The following is a 17,998-nucleotide window of genomic DNA, read 5'->3' as shown; positions in this document are numbered from 1 at the left end:
GGGTTATTTCCGGTACCAGGCGGCGAGCTTGTCGAACTCCTGGGCCACGAGGGCTGAGCGCCCGGCCAGGAACGGGTAGACATGCTGCTGGCCCTCGCCGATGGACAAGGTGACGTCCACGCCGGCGGCTTTGGCGCGTTCCTCCAGACGCGTGGCGTTGTCCAGGAGCGACTCGACGCTGCCGGCGGTGATGTACAGGCGCGGGAAGTCGTTGAAGTCGGCGTGCAGCGGGTTGGCCAGGGGTGTCCTGGGATCGATGGTGCCGCCGAGGACGCCGGCGATCATGCCTTCGAGCAGCTCGGGGGTGATCAGGGCGTCCGTGTCGTTGTTGGTGACGAGGGTTTCGCCCTTGTTTTCCATGTCCAGCCACGGCGAGAAGGCGATGACTCGGCCGGGGGTGCGCTTGCCCTGTTCCTTGAGGGCGAGGGCAATGGCGATGGCGAGGTTGCCGCCGGCGGAATCACCGATGGTGGTGATGTCCTCAGGGGCGATGCCGGAGGCGACGAGGGCATCGAAGGCGGCCACGCCGTCTTCGATCTGTGCCGGGTGCTGGAATTCGGGGGCGCGCCGGTAATCCAGCACGAAGCTGACGGATCCAAGTGCTTTGGCGACGTGGGCTGCCAGTTTGCGGTGGCTGGAGGCCGAACCTACGGCGAATCCACCGCCATGGGTGTACAGGAGCACCTTGCTCTGGTCCGCCCCCTCGGGCAGGCACCAGATGCCCGGAACCCCGCCAACGGTGTCCTCACGGTACATGACGCCCTCGGGCTCGACGGTCGGCTGGTGCCACTCGTCAAAAATGGAACGGAACAGGCGCATGGTCAGGTCCGGCGTGGTCGCCATGATCTCTGCCCAATCAGCGTAGAGGTTCCGCAGTACGTCCTGGCTCCCGGCTTCGACGGAAGCGGTGCCGGACTGTTCAACAAGGTTGGTGGTCATGGTAGGTCTCCTTTGACGTGGTTTGTGGGTGCCTGCGGCCCTCCTTTGTTGCGGGGGTGCCGCGGCCTCTGAATCAAAGGTAGGTCTGTGTCCCATGCCACACGTGTTCCAATGTGAAACACTCGAGCGGATGCATTGATACCGGATCGCCCACTAAAGGGCTCCCGGATTGGTATTGGAAGCTGCAGCAATAGTTGGTCATGATGGATGGATACCGATTGCCACAATGAAGAGGTGTTCCGCAATGCATGCATTCGCCGTCCTCCCGGACGATGCCACCATCCATGACCTGGAGTTGTCGACGCCACGCCCAGAGGGGCGGCAGGTACTTCTGAAGGTCATGCGGGCTGGCGTCTGCCACACCGACACCCACCTCCGCGAAGGCGGCTACGACCTGGGCAGCCGCGGACACATGAGCATGAAAGACCGCGGCATCCAGTACCCGATGGTCCTGGGCCACGAAGTAGTCGGCGTTGTCGAACAGGTAGGTGCTGACGTTGCATCCGTCAGCGCCGGAGACGTGCGACTGATCTACCCGTGGATCGGCTGCGGCACATGCCGCCAATGCCGGGAAGGCCACGATAACCGCTGCGCCGCCGGACAGAACCTTGGGGTCGCACGCCACGGCGGCTACGCCGAGTACATCATCGTGCCCGACGAGAAGTACCTCGTGGACATTGAGGGCCTTGACCCGAGTTGGGCAGCGACCTTGGCGTGTTCCGGCCTCACCGCCCACAGTGCCGTCGACAAGGTTCTTCCGCTTGAGCCGGACGAGCCTGTGGTCATCTTCGGAGCAGGAGGGCTGGGCCTGACCGCCATAGCGATCCTCCGTGCCCGGGGCCACCGGAACATCTGCGCGGTCGATGTCGCGGAACGGAACCTGGCCCTGGCCCGGGACATGGGCGCCACCAGCACAGTCCTTTCCGGAGCCGGCAGCGGGGCAGCCGACATTCAACGCGCGGCAGGCGGGCCGGCCAGCGCCGTCGTGGACTTCGTCAACAACGGTGCGACCGCTACGGCCGCGTTCGATGCCGTCGCCAAAGCGGGGACAATGGTCCAGGTAGGACTATTCGGCGGTGAAGTCACCCTTCCCACTGCCATGCTGGCGCTACGCATGATCCGCATCGAAGGCAGCTTTGTCGGGACACTTTCACAACTGCAGGATCTGGTCCGGATTGCCAAAGCAGGGGAACTTCCCACCATCCCGGTGTCCGAAAGGACCCTGTCCGCGGCCGAAGTGTCCCGGGCCCTGGACGACCTGACCGCCGGCGGGATTGCTGGACGCATCGTATTGACTGCTTGAGAATGAGTAAGTGATGGACAAATCACGCCGCGAAGACGCGCTCCGGAGCGCCCGCGAGCGGCTGATCACGGAAGGCCTCGTCAGGGCTTCCATCCCCGCGTCGCTGGTAGCCGAAGAAATCGAACAAAGCTGGCGGCGCTCGGTCTCGAACCACGTCAACCCTGCAACCGGCCCCCACATCCTTGGCGAGGTCGATCCGGACAGTGCAATCCTGCGCGCTGCCGGAAGAATTTTGGACCAGTGGCAAAACAATCTCACCGACACCCGGATGGCCCTTTTCCTCGCCGATGAGGAGGGCCGGATCGTCTCCCGGCGCATTGTCGATGCCCAGGACACGCGGACACTGGACAACGCCAACGCCGCGGAGGGGTTCGTCTTTTCCGAACAGGCTCTGGGCACCAACGGGCTCGGCACCCCCATTGAGGGGCGCGGAGTGGTTTTCGTCCGCGGCCACGAACACTTTAACGATGCCCTGGCCCGACTGGCCTGCGCGGGAGCGCCCATCAAGCACCCCATCACGGGCCGGATCGTAGGATCGCTGTCCATCGCCTCCCATGTCGACGCCTCAAGCCCCTTGATGGTTTCCATGGCCCGGCAGGCCGGTCATCAGATCGCTGAGGCGCTCGAGCTGATGGCCGATTCCCGGAACCTCGAGTTGGCCCGAACGTACCGCCAGTTCCGGTCCTCCAAGCATCCGGTCCTGGTCATGAACTCCGAAACGGTGATGACCGACCTGCCCGCACTCGCCCATTTTGACGCCGAGTCCCACGCCTACCTGTGGGAGATGCTGCGCATGCACCATTGGGACCAGGACAAGCTGCAAATCGAACTTCCGGTGCTCGGAACCGAAGCCATGGTGCGCCGTCTCGGCCGGGCGGGCCAGGACGCGATCTTCGCGCTGGAATTTACGGAGCCAGCCAGTGCGCCAGCCGAGGGCAGGGTTTCCGTCGGCAAACACCCAGAGCAAAGGTCTGCGCCCGCGCTCCGCGAAGTGCTGGACGGCCTATCCTCCCGCCAAGCCCGGACGACGACTTCTTACAGCGTGCTCCAACGCGAACTCACCGCTGCCGCCACGGCCGATGGCCTGATCCGCGTCACCGGAGGTCCTGGTACCGGGAAGCATCACCAGTCCTCAAAATGGCTGCGCCAGCACACCGGGCGGGAGCCCAAGACATTCACCGCAGAAATGCTCACCGAGGACCCAACGGCCTGGGCTGTCATGGAAGCGGCATTAGCCGAGGGCTGCGGAATCCTCGTTACCGCCGGACCAGGCATCGGCCACGATCTCGTGGACCGACTCACCGAATTTGCGTCGGCCCACCGCCCCGGCGTCCACCCCGGGGCACGTGTCATCCTTACCGAACGGACCAGCGGCCCATTCAACCCCAATCACGAAGCCGAGGACCTTCAAGGGCCGGTACGCCTGCCTTCCCTTGTGGAACTGCGCGGTGAGTTGCTGGACATCGTGCGTGAGGTTTCGGCTGAACTCTTTCCCGGGGCACCGGCGCCACGGTTCTCCCCAGCAGCCCTCCAATGCCTGCTGGCCTGGCGCTGGCCGGGTAACGTTGCCGAGCTGGCACGGCTCCTTGCCCACTTGCGACGTTCGGCCGGCACCGGCCTGATCCAAACCAAGGACCTGCCAGCCCCCATGCGGCAGACAACCCTCTCCTCGCTCAGCCGCTACGAGCAATCTGAGCGCGATACCATCGTCGCCGCCCTGGCGGAAGCCAACGGCAACAAGTCCCGCGCCGCGGAAATTCTGGGTATCGGGCGCACCACCATGTACCGGAAAATGCGCGCCCTGAAAATTGACGACGACGAACGAATGATCCTTCCGGGACCCTAGCCCGGGAACCGAGCAACACAGGCCAAAATAATGGGCCCCCGACGAAAACGTCGGGGGCCCGATCCTTTTAGGGTCTACTGGGTCTAGTCCGTGACCGCCTCAACGGTCCTCTTGGTCCCGGCAGGGGAAGGCTTGGGATTTGTGGGTTGAGCCCGCGGCCCACCCAGCATCTCTGTGGGGGTCTTGGAAGTCTCGCGCATTCCGAGGACTGCGACGGCCGCGATGCCGGCGGCTACCGCACCAAAGATTGCTACCGGCAGCCAGCCGGACGGGCCCGGCACGAGAAGCATCGCCGCGACCATCGGCGCGAAGCCGGCCAGGAGATTGCCCAGCTGATTGCTGACAGCCATGCCCGTGAAGCGCACAGGTGCCGGGAACTGCTCGGCGAAGAACGACGTCCACACCCCGTTGTAGCAGCTGAAGAACAACGTCATGTTGATGAACGCGGAGACCCCGATCAGCAGGACGTCCGTCGTCGATATCGCCCAAAGGTAACCGAAGATCGTGACCGCACACCCTACAGAGGAAATCAGCATCGTTCGCTTCCTGCCGATGACATCAGAGAGGTAGCCCGCTGCCGGAAGAGTGAAGACGGACAGCGCTATGGCGCCGGAGATGACCGCGAGCATCGCACTCCGGTGCACCCCGACCGAGGTTCCGTAGGACAAGCTGAAAACAGCGAACAAAGTCTGCATCGCTGCCATCAGCGATGCCCCGGCAACACAAATCACACTGCGCCAGTGGTACTTGAAAACATCGCTCAGCGGCAGCTTCCGGACTGCGCGTTCTTCCTTGGCTTCAGCGAACACGGGCGTTTCGTCCAAATGGCTCCGCACATAGTAGGTAATCACGACGACGACGGCACTGAGCCAGAAGGGAACCCGCCAGCCCCAACCGTAAAGGTGTTCGGCGGGCAGGAGCGCCACCGGAAGGAAAACGATAGTCGCCAACGAGCAGCCGACGGCGTAACCAACCATAACGAAGCTGGTAAAGAAGCCCCGGCGTCCAACGGGGGAATGCTCAACCGTCAACGTCGAGGCACCTGCGGATTCGGCACCGGCCGAGAAACCCTGGACCACTCGCAAGACAACCAGAAGGGCCGGCGCCAACAGCCCCACCTGGTCAAATGTCGGAAGACAACCGATGGAGAACGAGGCGGCACCCATCATGACCACAGTGGCAAGCATGACCTTCTTGCGGCCAAGACGATCGCCGAAGTGCCCCATCACCATTGCGCCGACGGGCCGTGCCACATAGCCCACCGCAAAAGTCGCGAACGATCCGATCAAAGCAACAGCGGGATCCCCGGACGGAAAGAACAGCACATTGAAAACGAGGGCCGCTGCCGCGCCGTAAACAAAAAAGTCGTAGTACTCCAGTGCACTGCCGAGGAGCGCGGCTGTCGCAGCACGGCGGGGCGTCATCGCCGGCGGCGACGTTGTAGTGCTTGTCATGTGTTTCTCCCTTGAAACAGGCTCATTGGCCAGCGGAACAGATAGGTGGGAATGTCCTTGCACCCGCTCTAAGAAGCGCGGGTGGTCATGCCGCGGCGCCCCCAAATGTGACAGCCGCCACGGCATCTGTATCCACGGTAAAGAGTGTGTCGCAGCCCACAGTGTTCCAATGTGAAACAGCCTCCGCCGCTATCAACCGGGCCCCAGTCGTGAAGTGACGCATGAATCCCAGCTACTGTTCAGAGATGCCGGCAGGGACGCCCTTCCCGTCTAACATCACGGCGACGCAGGCGCTAGGCGAGTCCGGCTAGGGCACACAGCACAACCTGACGTTAACGCCCACCCGGGTCCTGTCCCAATAGAACTCCATTTCCTGACAAGATCACGAGTGGGTCCTAACTCAACCTGACACGGGGGGCGAAGACCTTCTCCCCTTGGAGGCCCGGTCGTCCTAGAGGCATCCGGGGTCGATGCAGGCGTGCGGAAGAACGGGCCGAGGCCCAGGGCTGATGGACTTCAGGATCATCTAAAGACCGGAGACCGCCGGTGAGATGGCCTAGCCCGCTGGCTTTCATCGCCTCGGCGAGATCCCGTGCTCGGTGCTCGCACGTCGCATACGGCGAGCCCGGGCAGCAGCTCGGCCGGACCGGGCAGGCGCTGCTTCCGCGCGCATGTTTGGCGGTAAGCCGGCCACCGCTCGAATGCCTTCACGCATACATGGTTAAGGACATAGACCCGGCGGACCGCAAAGCAGTACGTGATGTGCCCCGGCCGCCGCAACCTCCAAGGCGCGGCGGGCATCGCCCTGCCCCGAGACATCGCAAAGATCCGGAACAACCGCGGCACCGACGTCCTGATCTCCAGCAACGTCCCCGCCGGCCGGGTCATAATCCAGGGCCAGGTCCTGCGGATCGGCCCCGAAATCAAACGCAAGACGAGCCAGGGTCTTGTAGCCACGAACCACCGCCCCGGGAACCAACTCTGCCTCGGCGACGTTTGCCTGGGCCACCACAATCTCGGGGTGGCCGGCCTGAACCGCCGCCATGACCGCCGGCAAGATGCCGCGAACCGGCCTCAACCTGCCATCCAGCCCCAACTCGGAGATGAAGACCGTGTCTTCGGTAGAACGGATATCACCAGCAGCGCGCAATACTGCCATGGTGATCGCGAGGTCGAACCCCGAGCCGCGCTTCGGCAGTGAGGCCGGAATCAGGTTTGCGGTGATCTTTCGGCGACTCAGCGGGATGCCGGAATTCTGCGCCGCGGAACGAATGCGCTCCTTGGCTTCGTTCAGGGAGGCATCCGGCAACCCCAGGATCACGAAGTTGGGGAGGGTTTGGCCGATATCTGCTTCGACCTCCACGATGTAGCCGTTCAGGCCGAGCAAAGCCACAGAGTAGCTTCGACCGACGCCCATCTAGCCCACGCCCCTGAGGTGTTCGAGCCTTGGCTCGACTACGCCGTCGTCGATGATTCCCACGACATCCACCCGCCGGCGCGGGGCCCGCAGTTCGTGATCACGGCACCACGAAAGGGCCAAGCGATGGAGCCGGGCGAGTTTGGCGGCGTCAACCGCTTCGAAAGGATGCCCATAGGCCAGGTTCTTCCGGGTCTTGACCTCGGCAATCACCAAGGTGTCGCCGTCGAGCGCCACGATGTCGATCTCGCCCTCGGAGCATCTCCAATTGCGGTCCACAATGCGCATTCCCTGGGTTTCAAGGAAAGCTACGGCCAGCGTTTCACCGTGCCGGCCCAACCAGTCTTTGGCTCTCATGACCACCTCCGCTTCCAGCCTGGAGGCGCGGACAATCCAAAGACAGGGGCCAGTTTGGCTATGTGGGAAACTCCGTCAGTAAGACGGTGTGGAGGAGAAGTAGGCGGGCTTCCCTAGTTGCCCAGGTTGCCGAGATCGCCTAGATCGCCGTCCTTTGGCAGGGAGAGTTCCTCGCTGCGCGGCAGTTCTTCGACATTGACGTCCTTGAACGTAATGACCCTGACATTCTTCACGAAACGGGCCGAACGGTAGACGTCCCAAACCCAGGCATCCTGGAGCGTCAGGTCGAAATAGACCTCGCCATCGGCACTCCGGGCCTGCAGGTCAACATGGTTTGCCAGATAGAACCGGCGTTCGGTCTCGACAACGTAGCTGAACAAACCAACGACGTCGCGGTATTCGCGGTAGAGCTGCAGCTCCATGTCGGTTTCGTAGTTCTCAAGATCCTCGGCACTCATAGATCCATCTTGCACCATAGAGGGCGCGCACGCCGCCACGGTCGGGCGGGCGGCATCCAGGACAAGGAAAAGCGGAGGCTATAGCAGGTTCCAGCTGGTCCGGTGGTACGGCGTGGGACCCAACGAACGGATGGCATCGCGGTGGAAGGACGTGGCGTAACCCTTGTTCTCGTTCCATCCGAAAGCTGGATATTCCTCGTGCAGCTCAATCATGATGCGGTCCCTGGCCACCTTGGCCAGCACGCTGGCGGCCGCCACGCTGAGGCAGCTCATGTCCGCCTTCACCCGGGTGTGCACCGGCGCCTCGCAGGCAGGCCCGGACGGCTCGGTGTCGAACAAGGAACCCTGTGTCTGGGGTGAGAGCCAGTTGTGGCTCCCATCCAGGAGGACGAGGTCCGGATGCACGCCCGAGGCGAGAATCTCGAACCAGGCGCGTGTTCCTGCAAGGCGCAGGGCTCCCACTATTCCGAACGCATCAATCTCCGCCGAACTTGCGTGGCCCACTGCGGAGGCAACCGCCCATTCTCGCACCAGCGGTTCCAACCGCTCGCGGTCCTCGGGTTTGAGAAGCTTGCTGTCGCGGACATCGGCGAGCAAGCCGTGGTCCCTGAGGTCGACGACGGCGATCCCCACCGACACCGGTCCGGCGAGGGATCCGCGGCCTACTTCATCGACACCGGCCAGAAGCTTGACTCCAGGAGACAAGAAACCCCGTTCGACGTCCAGGGTCGGAAAATCAGGAGCGTGCTTGGTCCGCGCGGCGGGTTTCCGCTGCGTCCGAACCGGAGCTCCTGTCCCCGCCGGAACCATCATTTGCCCGCTGGAGCCGTTGGTGAAGCCGTGTTCTGGGGCGACGGCGCGGGAACGTTGCGGAAGACCTCGGTGTGGTTGTCAAGGATTTGCCAACGGTTGATGGGCCAGGCGATAACCGTGGCTTTGCCCTCGACGTCGGAGATGTCGATGAAACCACCATTGACTGATTGGTGTTCGCGGGAGTCGGCCGAGTTGTTGCGGTTGTCGCCCATAACCCAAATTTTGCCCGCCGGGACCACTACATCGAAAGACTTGGCCATAGGAACCTGGGCAGGATTGATGTAGCTCTCGTTGAGGACAGTGCCGTTGACGCTGACCCGCGCGGAACTGTCGCAGCACGAGACCCGGTCCCCCGGGAGGCCGATCACGCGCTTGACGAGGTGCTGATTGGTCTCGTCCGGGAGCAGCCCGACGAAGACAAGACCGTCCTGGAACCATTTGAAGGGCCCGGGCGTCGTCTTCTGCGTAGGCGGAAGCCATCCTTGTGCGTCCTTGAAGACGACGATGTCGCCGCGCTCCAGTGCGAACGGTTGCGGGACCAGCAGATTAACGAAAATCCGGTCGTCAACGTCAAGGGTGTTGACCATGGATTCCGAGGGAATGAAGAAAGCACGGAACAGGAAGGTCTTGATCAGGAAGGACAAGACGATCGCGATGACCACCACGGTGCCGATTTCCCTGAGCCAGCCGAGGAACGGACTGCCTTGGGTTTTGCCGGCAGTCTCGGAGCGATCGCTTTCGCCCGATTCCAGCCGCGAATCCCGCCGTGCGGCGCGGCGCGGAGACTCCTGCTCCTCAGGCTGGGGCGTCGTCGAGCCAGTCGCGCTCCCCGGGGCCGGATCGGCATCGTCCGCTGCAAGATCCATGGCGGGAGCGGACGGTCCGTCCAGGAGCCGGGCGTCGTCGTCGTGCCGTTCCGGCTTCCCGGGAGTTGTCTCGGGCATCTATTGTCCGTTCTTCGAGGTTGTACCGGCCTGCGCAGGGCGAGGTAGTTCTGCAAATCTATCAAGCGGCCAGATAATCCGGACCGGACGCCCGATGACACGCTCCAGCGGCACCATCCCTCCGCCGGGCGCGCCCAGAAGGCTGCGCGAATCGGCCGATCGTGAACGGTGGTCACCCATGAGCCACAATCGGTCATTGGGAACGATGACGTCGAACCTCTGTTCGCTCGGCGTGTCGCCGGGATACAGATAGGGTTCCTCAAGCGGCTGACCGTTGACTGTGAGTTTGCCATCGGTGCCACAACAAGCGACGTGGTCTCCGGGAAGCCCGATGACACGCTTGACGTATGTGGTGTCGCTTCCCGTCAGGCCCAGCCAGTGGCCGGTGGCGGCCACGGCGTCGGCCAATGGTCCTTTGCCGCTGTTCAGCGGAGCGAAGGTTCCCCTGCCGTCGAAGACCACAATGTCTCCACGGCGAATAGGGTCTGCGGCGAAATCGGTCCGGGACACAAGGATGCGGTCTCCGGTGCCCAGGATCGGCTCCATGGACTCGGAGGGGATGAAGTAGACATCGATCCACAAGGACCGAACGAGCCCGCTGATAGCCACGGCCAGGACAAGTGCGAGCAAAACAAAACGCCAGCCCTGTTTCCGGGGCTGGCGTTTTGCGTGGTCCATGATTCGTTTCCTGTTGCGTTGCGGATTTCTCCGGCGCAGGCCGGACACGAATCCAGGACCCGCTGTTGGTCGAAAGACCTACTTGCCGGTGGCGAAGTCGCGCTTTTCCTTGATCTTCGCAGCCTTGCCGCGCAGTGCGCGCATGTAGTAGAGCTTGGCGCGGCGGACGTCACCCTTGGTGACGACCTCGATCTTGTCGATGATCGGGGAGTGCACCGGGAAGGTACGCTCTACGCCGACACCGAACGAGACCTTGCGGACCGTGAAGGTTTCGCGAACGCCGTCACCCTGGCGGCCCAGGACGAAGCCCTGGAAGACCTGGACACGGGAGTTCTTGCCTTCGATGATGTTCACGTGAACCTTGATGGTGTCACCCGCGCGGAACTCGGGAACATCGTTACGCAGCGAAGCTGCATCTACGTTATCGAGGATATGCATTAATCCACTCCTGGTGAACGCCACAGGTCATCCACTTTGGGTCACGGCCGGCAAGCCCGGGGCGCAAGGCCGTCCGGGAATTACCGCCGAAGATTTTCAAGTCCGGTACCACCACTGATTGGCGGTTCCGGGTTGTCAGGCTGTTGGTGACGCTCCCCCTGTGGCAGGCGCGAACCCAGTAGACACAAGGGTTAATTCTGCCACACCCCGGGAGTTCCGGCCAATCCCGCGAATGCGGCCCGGTTGTTGTGGTCGAGCGGTGGATAAAACTGCCCGACGGCGGCGGGCTCAGGCCGGGAGGTCGCTGTCCGGGCGGCGCCGCAACCGGCCGTCGACGACGTCGTACCCGAGTTCGCCGAAAGCCGTGCGGTCCGCACGTGTCAGGCGGCCGGCGTCGAACCCTGCGAGAAGGTCCGGGCGGCGCTCCGCCGTGCGGCGGAACTGTTCGTGGCGGCGCCACTGGGCGATCTTGCCGTGGTTGCCGCTCAAAAGGACGGCGGGTACGTCACGATCACGCCATGCCGAGGGTTTCGTGTAGACCGGGTACTCCAGCAAGCCGTCCGAATGGGATTCCTCCACCAACGATTCGGGATTGCCGACGACGCCCGGAAGCAATCGTCCGATGGCCTCGACCATGGCCAGGACTGCGACTTCGCCGCCGTTGAGGACGTAGTCGCCCAAACTGACCGGGCGGACCGTGAAGTGTCCTGCCGCCCATTCCATGACGCGCTCGTCGATGCCTTCATAGCGGCCGCAGGCGAAAACGAGCCGATCTTCCTCGGCGAGCTCATAGGCAAGGGCCTGGGTGAAGCGCTCCCCCGCGGGCGACGGGACGATCAGGACCGGCTTCGTCGTCGGACCGGCCGATGAGCCCTCAGCTTCGGGACTTCCGGCTTCGGCACACGCTCCAGAGGCAATGGATTCCAGGGCCTGGGCCCAGGGCTCGGGCTTCATGACCATGCCCGCACCGCCGCCATACGGAGTGTCGTCCACCGTGCGGTGCTTGTCCGTGGTGAAGGTCCTCAAGTCATGGACATTCAGCTCCAAAAGCCCATCCTGACGGGCCTTGCCTATGAGGGAAAGCCCGAGTGGCGCCAGGTACTCGGGAAAGATACTGACGACGTCGATGCGCATTTAGGCGTCATCCTTGGTTTCAGCGTCGTCCTCTTCCGTGTCGGAGCCGGAAGCGTCGGTGTTCAGTTCGAAGAGGCCCGGCGGAGGCGTGAGCAGCACGTAGCCGTCCTCGACGTTGACCTCGGGCACGATCTCTTCGACGAAAGGCACCAGGATTTCCTTGCCGTCGGCGTCTTCAATGACCAGCAGGTCCTGGACGGGCATGGTGTTGAGTGCGGTCACCTTGCCTACGACCTGCGAGCCGACACGGACCACAAGGCCGACGAGCTCATGCTCGTACCAGCCTTCGTCGTCGTCCTCCTCCAGCTCTTCCGTCTCGATGAACAGCTTCGCGCCGCGGATTTCCTCCGCCTGGTTGCGCGTGGAGATCTCTTCGAAACCGAGCAGCAGGATGTCCTTGTTCCACCGGGCGCTGGTGATGGTCAAGGGACCGGCCTTTGCGGGCTCCACCACAAATTCGGTGCCCGGGACAAAACGATCGCCAGGGGCGTCAGTGAGCACCTGGACAGTGACTTCGCCGCGGATTCCGTGGGGCTTGCCGATTCGGGCAACCTGGAGCTGCATGGGGTTCCTCTGATTTCTTCGCTGGACCGGCTTAGGGACCAAGGCTGGGGGTTTGCTCGTAAAACAATCCGGCCCCTCCACCATAATCTGGTGAAGGGGCCGGATTTAAGACAAGTATTGCTGAGCGCGTTACCGGCGACGGTCGGTGTCGACGACGTCGACCCTGACCTGCTCGCCGCCCGCCAATGCCGCAATCACAGTGCGCAAAGCGCGTGCGGTGCGACCCTGGCGACCGATCACCCGTCCGAGGTCGTCCTGGTGAACACGCACCTCGAGGGATTCCCCGCGGCGGTTGTTCTTGGCACTGACCTTGACGTCCTCAGGGCTGTCAACGATCCCACGGACCAAGTGCTCGAGCGCTTCTGCCAGCAACTTACTCAGCCTCGGTGGTCTCTGCTTCAGCGTCAGCGGGAGCTTCAGTTGCTTCCGACTGCTTGGCCTTCTTGGTGATGGCTTCCGGGATGATGACGGAACCCTTCTCCGGTGCAACGAAAGCAGGCTTGGCGACCTTGGTCTTCAGCGTGCCTTCCTGGCCCGGGAGACCCTTGAACTTCTGCCAGTCACCGGTGATCTTGAGGATCGCGGCAACCTGCTCGGTCGGCTGGGCGCCGACGGACAGCCAGTACTGTGCACGCTCGGAGGCGACCTCGATGTACGAGGGCTCTTCGGTGGGGTGGTACTTGCCGATTTCTTCAATCGCACGGCCATCGCGCTTGGCGCGGGAGTCCATGACGACGATGCGGTAGTACGGTGCGCGCATCTTACCGAAGCGCTTAAGGCGAATCTTTACGGCCACTTTTGTGGTCACTCCTGTTTCTGAAACGGGGTTGAGCCCGTCGTTCTGCACCCGTGGGGCGGGCCATACTTGAGGGTTCCAAGGACAAGATGCACACACGGAGAGAGGGGCCGCGCGGATCGAGTACCTGTCCATTGTGCCAGATGGCGGGCAGTATTTCGAACGCGCGGCCCGTGCGGCGGGATTACTGCAGGGTTACTGCTCTGCGGACCAGACGTAGAGACCGGCCCGTTCGGCCTTTTCGACGTCGCTCGCGAGCGCCGCCAACTGTTGGACGTACTGGCGGGACTGTTGGGCATCAAAGGGCATGTCCTCTTGGGACGCCCAGCGTTCGGCGACATCGTCGAGGATGCTTCCCTCCCCCTCGGTCTCGTAGCTGAGAAGCTCGGACAGGGCACGCACCATGGCTTCGGGGACGCCCAGCAAGGCGTCGCTGGTGACGTCCACCAATGCGAGCTCATAGTCGGCCCCGGCTGCGTGCACGGCCGTGCCCGCCAGGTCGCCAAGTTGTTCTACTTCGAAATCGCTGATTCCCGGGATCCGTACAGCGGCGCCGGACACGTCACTGCCCTTCTCCAGGGCAGCGGCCCTCTTGAGTGCTTCATCGTGGGTGGCAACAAAGATTTCAGCAAAGCCCATGGAAAGTACTCTCATTCATTCGTGCCAACGGAGCTGCGGCGCGGCGGCCGAAATGCGCCACGCCGTGTGGTCCCAAGTCTAACTTGCGAGGGGTCCCCGGCCGAGCGGAGCGAGGTTGGGGAGCAAGTTGGACGCTAACTGGCGAAGGGTTAGCGGACGGCGACCCGCAGGCGGTTGCGCCACGGGTCCTCGAAGCGCAACTCCTGGCCGGTGTGGTGGGAGGCAATGCCGGCAACCTTGAGGCGGTCGTCGAGCGCGCCGACGTCGTCTCCTGACGGCACCTCGATGACAACCTCGCCGAGACCGAGCGTGTCCTTGCGTGGACCTGCGCCGCGACTGTTCCAGACATTCATGGCCATGTGGTGGTGGTAGCCGCCCGCGGAGACGAACAGGGCCTGCCCGTGCCACCCGGCGGTCTGCTCGAAGCCCAAGGTGTCGACGTAGAAATCATGGGCGGTCTGCACATCGCCCACCTGGAGGTGGACATGCCCGACGCCGGCGCCCGCCTCATGCTGGCCTGTCACCGCCGCTTCGTTCAGGTATTGCTGGAGGTAGCGCTGCGGCGGGAGCGGCAGGCTGTCCATGACGACCGAACTGCCATTCCACTCCCAGCCTTCGCGGGGCTTGTCGTAGTAGAGCTCAATGCCGTTGCCCTCAGGGTCGGTGAAGTAGAAGGCCTCGCTGACCAGGTGGTCCGCGCTGCCGACGAAGGCGTGGGGTTCGTACTGCGCGGCCGAGGCAACAGTCGCGGCGAGCGAGGATTGGTCTTCGAAGAGCAAGGCCGTGTGGAAGAGTCCAGCCTCTCCGCGACCCGGGATCTGGAGCCCGGAGGCCGGCGCGAGGTGCACCAACGGCTTGCCGAGCCTGCCGAAGTAGAGTCCGCCATCCTGTTCGGCCACGACCTCCAGCCCCAGCGCCCGCTGGTAGTAGTCGACCATGAGCTTCATGTCCCCCACTTTGAGCATGACCGTACCCATGGTGAGTTCGGCAGGAAGGAGATCCTGGCTGGATGTGATGGTCATGTGAAACTCCCGGCTTTTTGTGGCGCCGCCCTTCGGCAACCTCTATCTATCTAAATTACTTGAAGCTTCAATTTATTCCTAATGCCCGGCGCTTCCTGAAATATGTCCCCTCAGCACGGTGCATTGCGGATTCAGCACCACCTCAAGTGACGCACGGGGATCGTTTGCGTAGAGCACGACGTCGGCACTGGCACCTTCGCTGATGCCGTCGGCACCCAGCCACTCGCGTGCGGACCAGCAGGCGGCATCGAGGGCGGCGGCCGCCGGAAGGCCCGCGCGGTGCAGTTCCAGGATTTCCTCGCCGATCCGGCCGTGCTTGATGACGCTGCCGGCGTCGGTCCCGGCGTACACCCGCACTCCGGCGTCGAATGCCTCGGCGACGCGTTCATGCCTGCGCTCCCACAGCCTGGTCATGTGCGCGGCGTAACGCGGGAACTTCGCTTCCGCCTGCTTCGCGATGTCCGGAAAAGTCGCAATGTTGATGAGCGTGGGGACGATCGGCACACCCTGGTCCAGCAGCCGGGGAATATGGTGCGGCAACAGACCGGTGGCGTGCTCGATGCAGTCGATGCCGGCGTCGAGCATGTCGTCGATAGTCCCTTCGGCGAAGCAATGGGCAGTCACCCGGGCTCCCTCGTCGTGTGCCGCGGTGACCGCGTCCTTGACGATGGCGGCCGGAAAGGACGGGCCAAGATCCCCTGCCGAGCGGTCGATCCAGTCCCCTACGATCTTGACCCAGCCGTCTCCGGACCGTGCCTGCTTGCGCACGGCCTCCACGAGATCCTCGGGCTCGACTTCTTCGGCCAGTCCGGGGATGTACCGGCGTTGCCTGGCGATGTGCCTGCCCGCGCGGATGATCCTCGGCATGTCCGTCCGGCGCTGCAGCCAGCGCGTGTCGCTTGCGGATCCTGCGTCGCGGATCAAGAGCGTCCCGGCGTTCCGGTCCGCCGTTGCCTGCAGTCGGGCAGTCTCGTCGTCCACCGCTCCGCCCCTCCCCAAACCAACATGACAGTGCGCGTCGACAAGGCCGGGCAGCACCCATCCGTCCAGGACGACGTCCGGCGCGGCAGGAGGCCGCAGAAAGGTCAGCCGTCCGTCGACCGACCAGAGGCCGCGCCGTTCCTTTTCCGGCCCGGTGAGGACGGCGCCGCTGAACTCGGTGATTTCCGCCATGATTCCACCCTAGTTCCCGGGGCCGTTGCCGGCCCGGTCACATCTGTCCTCGGTCACATCTCTCCCAAGCACCCACAGCTGTGGTAACTTCGTCTACGACCACACGGGGGCCCTTGCAAGGGCTGAGATCGGGCTGACGCAGCCTGCGACCGTTGAACCTGTCCGGGTAATGCCGGCGAAGGAAGTGAGTAATCCTTTGAGCACCAAAGAAACACAGCTGAGCCCTACCCAAAACGGATCGGCGCAAGAGGTGACACAATCCCTCAAGTCCCATTCCCTCGCGTTCCTGGAAGATGCAGAGTCGGGAATCCGGGTTCCAGTGACTGAAATCGCCTTGGAACCGTCCCCCAACGGCGAGGCCAACGCGCCTTTCCAGGTGTACCGCACCGCGGGGCCCGGCAGTGACCCTGTGATTGGCCTGGAGCCGTTCCGGAGCGAGTGGATCGAAGCCCGCGGCGATACCGAGGCATACAGCGGCCGCGAACGGAACCTGCTCGACGACGGCAAGTCGGCCGTGCGCCGCGGCGCCGCCTCCGCAGAGTGGAAGGGCGCACAGCCGGTGCCCCGCCGCGCCGTCGAAGGCAAGAACGTGACACAGATGCACTATGCCAAGCAGGGCATCGTGACGCCCGAAATGCAGTTCGTGGCACTTCGCGAGAACTGCGATGTCGAACTTGTCCGCAGCGAAGTCGCCGCCGGCCGTGCCATCATTCCCAACAACATCAACCACCCCGAATCCGAACCGATGATCATCGGCAAGGCCTTCCTCGTGAAGATCAACGCCAACATCGGCAACTCGGCCGTCACCAGTTCCATCTCCGAAGAAGTGGACAAGCTGCAGTGGGCCACGCAATGGGGCGCCGACACGGTCATGGACCTGTCCACGGGCGACGACATCCACACCACCCGCGAATGGATCATCCGCAACTCGCCCGTCCCGATCGGCACCGTGCCCATCTACCAGGCCCTCGAGAAGGTCAACGGCGAAGCCAACAAGCTCACTTGGGAAATCTTCCGCGACACCGTCATTGAACAGTGCGAGCAGGGCGTGGACTACATGACCATCCACGCCGGCGTGTTGCTGCGGTACGTGCCACTCACCGCGAACCGCGTGACGGGCATCGTTTCCCGTGGCGGCTCCATCATGGCCGGCTGGTGCCTGGCGCACCATGAGGAAAACTTCCTTTACACCCACTTCGACGAACTCTGCGAAATCTTCGCCAAGTACGACGTCGCGTTCTCGCTCGGCGACGGCTTGCGCCCGGGAGCGACGGCGGACGCCAACGACGCCGCACAGTTCGCCGAGCTCGACACGCTCGCGGAGCTCACGAAGCGGGCGTGGAAGTACGACGTGCAGGTCATGGTGGAGGGCCCCGGGCACATCCCGTTCCACCTCGTCCGGGAGAACGTCGAGCGGCAGCAGGAACTGTGCGACGGCGCACCGTTCTACACCTTGGGCCCGCTTGTGACCGACGTTGCTCCGGGCTACGACCACATCACCTCGGCCATCGGCGCCACGGAGATTGCGCGCTACGGAACCGCGATGCTCTGCTACGTCACCCCGAAGGAACACCTGGGCCTGCCAAACAAGGACGACGTCAAGACAGGCGTGATCACCTACAAAATCGCCGCCCACGCCGCGGACCTTGCGAAGGGACACCCCGGCGCCCACGAACGCGACGATGCCCTGTCCAAGGCCCGCTTCGAGTTCCGCTGGCGTGACCAGTTTGCGCTGTCATTGGATCCGGTCACGGCCGAAGCGTTCCACGACGAGACTCTCCCGGCGGAACCGGCCAAGACGGCGCATTTCTGCTCCATGTGCGGACCGAAATTCTGCTCCATGCGCATCAGCCAGGACATCCGCGACGAATACGGCTCCGCGGATTCCCAGGCAGCCATCGCGGAAATGTACAGCGGGATGCGCGAAAAGAGCGAGGAATTCCTGGCATCCGGCGGCAAGGTCTACTTGCCCGAGCTCGAGATTCCCGCAGGAAAACGTTGAGTGACGTCAGGAAGCCTGAAC

Annotated in this window: 18 protein-coding genes, 1 pseudogene and 1 riboswitch; of the genes and pseudogenes, 3 read left to right on the top strand and 16 right to left on the bottom strand. The window is 63.4% G+C overall.

Annotated elements, in window-relative coordinates; translation table 11 throughout:
• Positions 1-3: 3 nt before the first annotated feature.
• Positions 4-939, bottom strand: coding sequence for an alpha/beta hydrolase (locus tag ABD742_RS07380; RefSeq protein WP_234752076.1), 936 nt, complete (start codon positions 937-939; stop codon positions 4-6).
• A gap of 244 nt (positions 940-1,183) precedes the next feature.
• Between ABD742_RS07380 and ABD742_RS07375 the strand changes: the two genes are divergently transcribed.
• Together ABD742_RS07375 and ABD742_RS07370 are read left to right on the top strand one after the other, a co-directional pair.
• On the top strand, positions 1,184-2,242 hold the full coding sequence (locus tag ABD742_RS07375; protein WP_234752074.1) for an alcohol dehydrogenase: 1,059 nt from the start codon (positions 1,184-1,186) through the stop codon (positions 2,240-2,242).
• A 13-nt stretch (positions 2,243-2,255) separates the two neighbouring features.
• Entirely contained in the window at positions 2,256-4,088 is a 1,833-nt protein-coding gene (locus tag ABD742_RS07370; protein WP_268819315.1) for a sigma-54-dependent Fis family transcriptional regulator, read from the top strand.
• Between the two features lie 83 nt (positions 4,089-4,171).
• Here the strand turns inward: ABD742_RS07370 and ABD742_RS07365 are convergent, their stop codons facing one another.
• The 15 genes and pseudogenes from ABD742_RS07365 to ABD742_RS07295 form a co-directional block, all read right to left on the bottom strand.
• Positions 4,172-5,542 (bottom strand): MFS transporter, encoded by a 1,371-nt coding sequence (locus ABD742_RS07365; RefSeq protein WP_234752069.1) that lies wholly within the window; start codon positions 5,540-5,542, stop codon positions 4,172-4,174.
• Between the two features lie 733 nt (positions 5,543-6,275).
• Positions 6,276-6,959 (bottom strand): annotated as a pseudogene (locus ABD742_RS07360) (magnesium chelatase domain-containing protein); the annotation flags it as partial.
• Positions 6,960-7,316 (bottom strand): YraN family protein, encoded by a 357-nt coding sequence (locus ABD742_RS07355; protein WP_234752067.1) that lies wholly within the window; start codon positions 7,314-7,316, stop codon positions 6,960-6,962.
• Between the two features lie 113 nt (positions 7,317-7,429).
• Positions 7,430-7,774, bottom strand: a complete 345-nt coding sequence (locus ABD742_RS07350) for a DUF2469 domain-containing protein (protein WP_059387678.1) — start codon at positions 7,772-7,774, stop codon at positions 7,430-7,432.
• 78 nt (positions 7,775-7,852) lie between these two features.
• Entirely contained in the window at positions 7,853-8,587 is a 735-nt protein-coding gene (locus tag ABD742_RS07345) for a ribonuclease HII (protein ID WP_372460946.1), read from the bottom strand.
• A complete protein-coding gene (gene lepB, locus ABD742_RS07340) occupies positions 8,584-9,531 on the bottom strand; it encodes a signal peptidase I (protein WP_234752065.1) in 948 nt (315 codons plus the stop codon). The genes ABD742_RS07345 and lepB (ABD742_RS07340) overlap by 4 nt, the downstream gene beginning before the upstream one ends.
• Entirely contained in the window at positions 9,532-10,209 is a 678-nt protein-coding gene (lepB, locus tag ABD742_RS07335; protein ID WP_234752063.1) for a signal peptidase I, read from the bottom strand.
• A gap of 78 nt (positions 10,210-10,287) precedes the next feature.
• Positions 10,288-10,647 carry a 50S ribosomal protein L19 gene (gene rplS, locus ABD742_RS07330; RefSeq protein WP_234752061.1) on the bottom strand — a complete coding sequence of 120 codons (360 nt, stop codon included), beginning with the start codon at positions 10,645-10,647 and terminating at the stop codon, positions 10,288-10,290.
• Positions 10,648-10,935: 288 nt separating this feature from the next.
• Positions 10,936-11,781, bottom strand: coding sequence for a tRNA (guanosine(37)-N1)-methyltransferase TrmD (gene trmD, locus ABD742_RS07325; protein ID WP_234752059.1), 846 nt, complete (start codon positions 11,779-11,781; stop codon positions 10,936-10,938).
• Positions 11,782-12,345 carry a ribosome maturation factor RimM gene (gene rimM / locus ABD742_RS07320; RefSeq protein ID WP_234752057.1) on the bottom strand — a complete coding sequence of 188 codons (564 nt, stop codon included), beginning with the start codon at positions 12,343-12,345 and terminating at the stop codon, positions 11,782-11,784.
• Positions 12,346-12,474: 129 nt separating this feature from the next.
• On the bottom strand, positions 12,475-12,717 hold the full coding sequence (locus ABD742_RS07315; protein ID WP_028267532.1) for an RNA-binding protein: 243 nt from the start codon (positions 12,715-12,717) through the stop codon (positions 12,475-12,477).
• Between the two features lies 1 nt (position 12,718).
• A complete protein-coding gene (gene rpsP, locus ABD742_RS07310; protein ID WP_234752296.1) occupies positions 12,719-13,141 on the bottom strand; it encodes a 30S ribosomal protein S16 in 423 nt (140 codons plus the stop codon).
• Positions 13,142-13,336: 195 nt separating this feature from the next.
• Positions 13,337-13,780, bottom strand: coding sequence for a hypothetical protein (locus ABD742_RS07305; protein ID WP_234752054.1), 444 nt, complete (start codon positions 13,778-13,780; stop codon positions 13,337-13,339).
• Between the two features lie 149 nt (positions 13,781-13,929).
• A complete protein-coding gene (locus ABD742_RS07300; RefSeq protein WP_234752052.1) occupies positions 13,930-14,802 on the bottom strand; it encodes a VOC family protein in 873 nt (290 codons plus the stop codon).
• A 78-nt stretch (positions 14,803-14,880) separates the two neighbouring features.
• Positions 14,881-15,975 carry an amidohydrolase family protein gene (locus tag ABD742_RS07295; protein ID WP_234752050.1) on the bottom strand — a complete coding sequence of 365 codons (1,095 nt, stop codon included), beginning with the start codon at positions 15,973-15,975 and terminating at the stop codon, positions 14,881-14,883.
• 93 nt (positions 15,976-16,068) lie between these two features.
• Positions 16,069-16,176, top strand: a riboswitch (TPP riboswitch).
• Between ABD742_RS07295 and thiC the strand changes: the two genes are divergently transcribed.
• Entirely contained in the window at positions 16,172-17,977 is a 1,806-nt protein-coding gene (gene thiC / locus ABD742_RS07290) for a phosphomethylpyrimidine synthase ThiC (protein ID WP_268819293.1), read from the top strand. Its footprint overlaps the riboswitch before it by 5 nt.
• Positions 17,978-17,998: the final 21 nt, after the last annotated feature.

The organism is Arthrobacter ramosus, assembly GCF_039535095.1.
Lineage (GTDB): Bacteria > Actinomycetota > Actinomycetes > Actinomycetales > Micrococcaceae > Arthrobacter > Arthrobacter ramosus.
The sequence above is the reverse complement of the archived record's forward strand: the minus strand, read 5'-3'. Positions and strand labels throughout refer to the sequence as shown.

What these genes read in the sequence shown, in the direction of transcription:
- ABD742_RS07305 (WP_234752054.1), bottom strand. Translation starts at nt 13,780, where the DNA reads ATGGGCTTTGCTGAAATCTTTGTTGCCACCCACGATGAAGCACTCAAG.
- trmD (WP_234752059.1), bottom strand. Translation starts at nt 11,781, where the DNA reads ATGCGCATCGACGTCGTCAGTATCTTTCCCGAGTACCTGGCGCCACTC.
- ABD742_RS07370 (WP_268819315.1), top strand. Translation starts at nt 2,256, where the DNA reads ATGGACAAATCACGCCGCGAAGACGCGCTCCGGAGCGCCCGCGAGCGG.
- ABD742_RS07380 (WP_234752076.1), bottom strand. Translation starts at nt 939, where the DNA reads ATGACCACCAACCTTGTTGAACAGTCCGGCACCGCTTCCGTCGAAGCC.
- ABD742_RS07365 (WP_234752069.1), bottom strand. Translation starts at nt 5,542, where the DNA reads ATGACAAGCACTACAACGTCGCCGCCGGCGATGACGCCCCGCCGTGCT.
- rplS (WP_234752061.1), bottom strand. Translation starts at nt 10,647, where the DNA reads ATGCATATCCTCGATAACGTAGATGCAGCTTCGCTGCGTAACGATGTT.
- rimM (WP_234752057.1), bottom strand. Translation starts at nt 12,345, where the DNA reads ATGCAGCTCCAGGTTGCCCGAATCGGCAAGCCCCACGGAATCCGCGGC.
- ABD742_RS07350 (WP_059387678.1), bottom strand. Translation starts at nt 7,774, where the DNA reads ATGAGTGCCGAGGATCTTGAGAACTACGAAACCGACATGGAGCTGCAG.
- ABD742_RS07375 (WP_234752074.1), top strand. Translation starts at nt 1,184, where the DNA reads ATGCATGCATTCGCCGTCCTCCCGGACGATGCCACCATCCATGACCTG.
- lepB (WP_234752063.1), bottom strand. Translation starts at nt 10,209, where the DNA reads ATGGACCACGCAAAACGCCAGCCCCGGAAACAGGGCTGGCGTTTTGTT.
- ABD742_RS07300 (WP_234752052.1), bottom strand. Translation starts at nt 14,802, where the DNA reads ATGACCATCACATCCAGCCAGGATCTCCTTCCTGCCGAACTCACCATG.
- ABD742_RS07345 (WP_372460946.1), bottom strand. Translation starts at nt 8,587, where the DNA reads ATGATGGTTCCGGCGGGGACAGGAGCTCCGGTTCGGACGCAGCGGAAA.
- ABD742_RS07355 (WP_234752067.1), bottom strand. Translation starts at nt 7,316, where the DNA reads ATGAGAGCCAAAGACTGGTTGGGCCGGCACGGTGAAACGCTGGCCGTA.
- ABD742_RS07295 (WP_234752050.1), bottom strand. Translation starts at nt 15,975, where the DNA reads ATGGCGGAAATCACCGAGTTCAGCGGCGCCGTCCTCACCGGGCCGGAA.
- lepB (WP_234752065.1), bottom strand. Translation starts at nt 9,531, where the DNA reads ATGCCCGAGACAACTCCCGGGAAGCCGGAACGGCACGACGACGACGCC.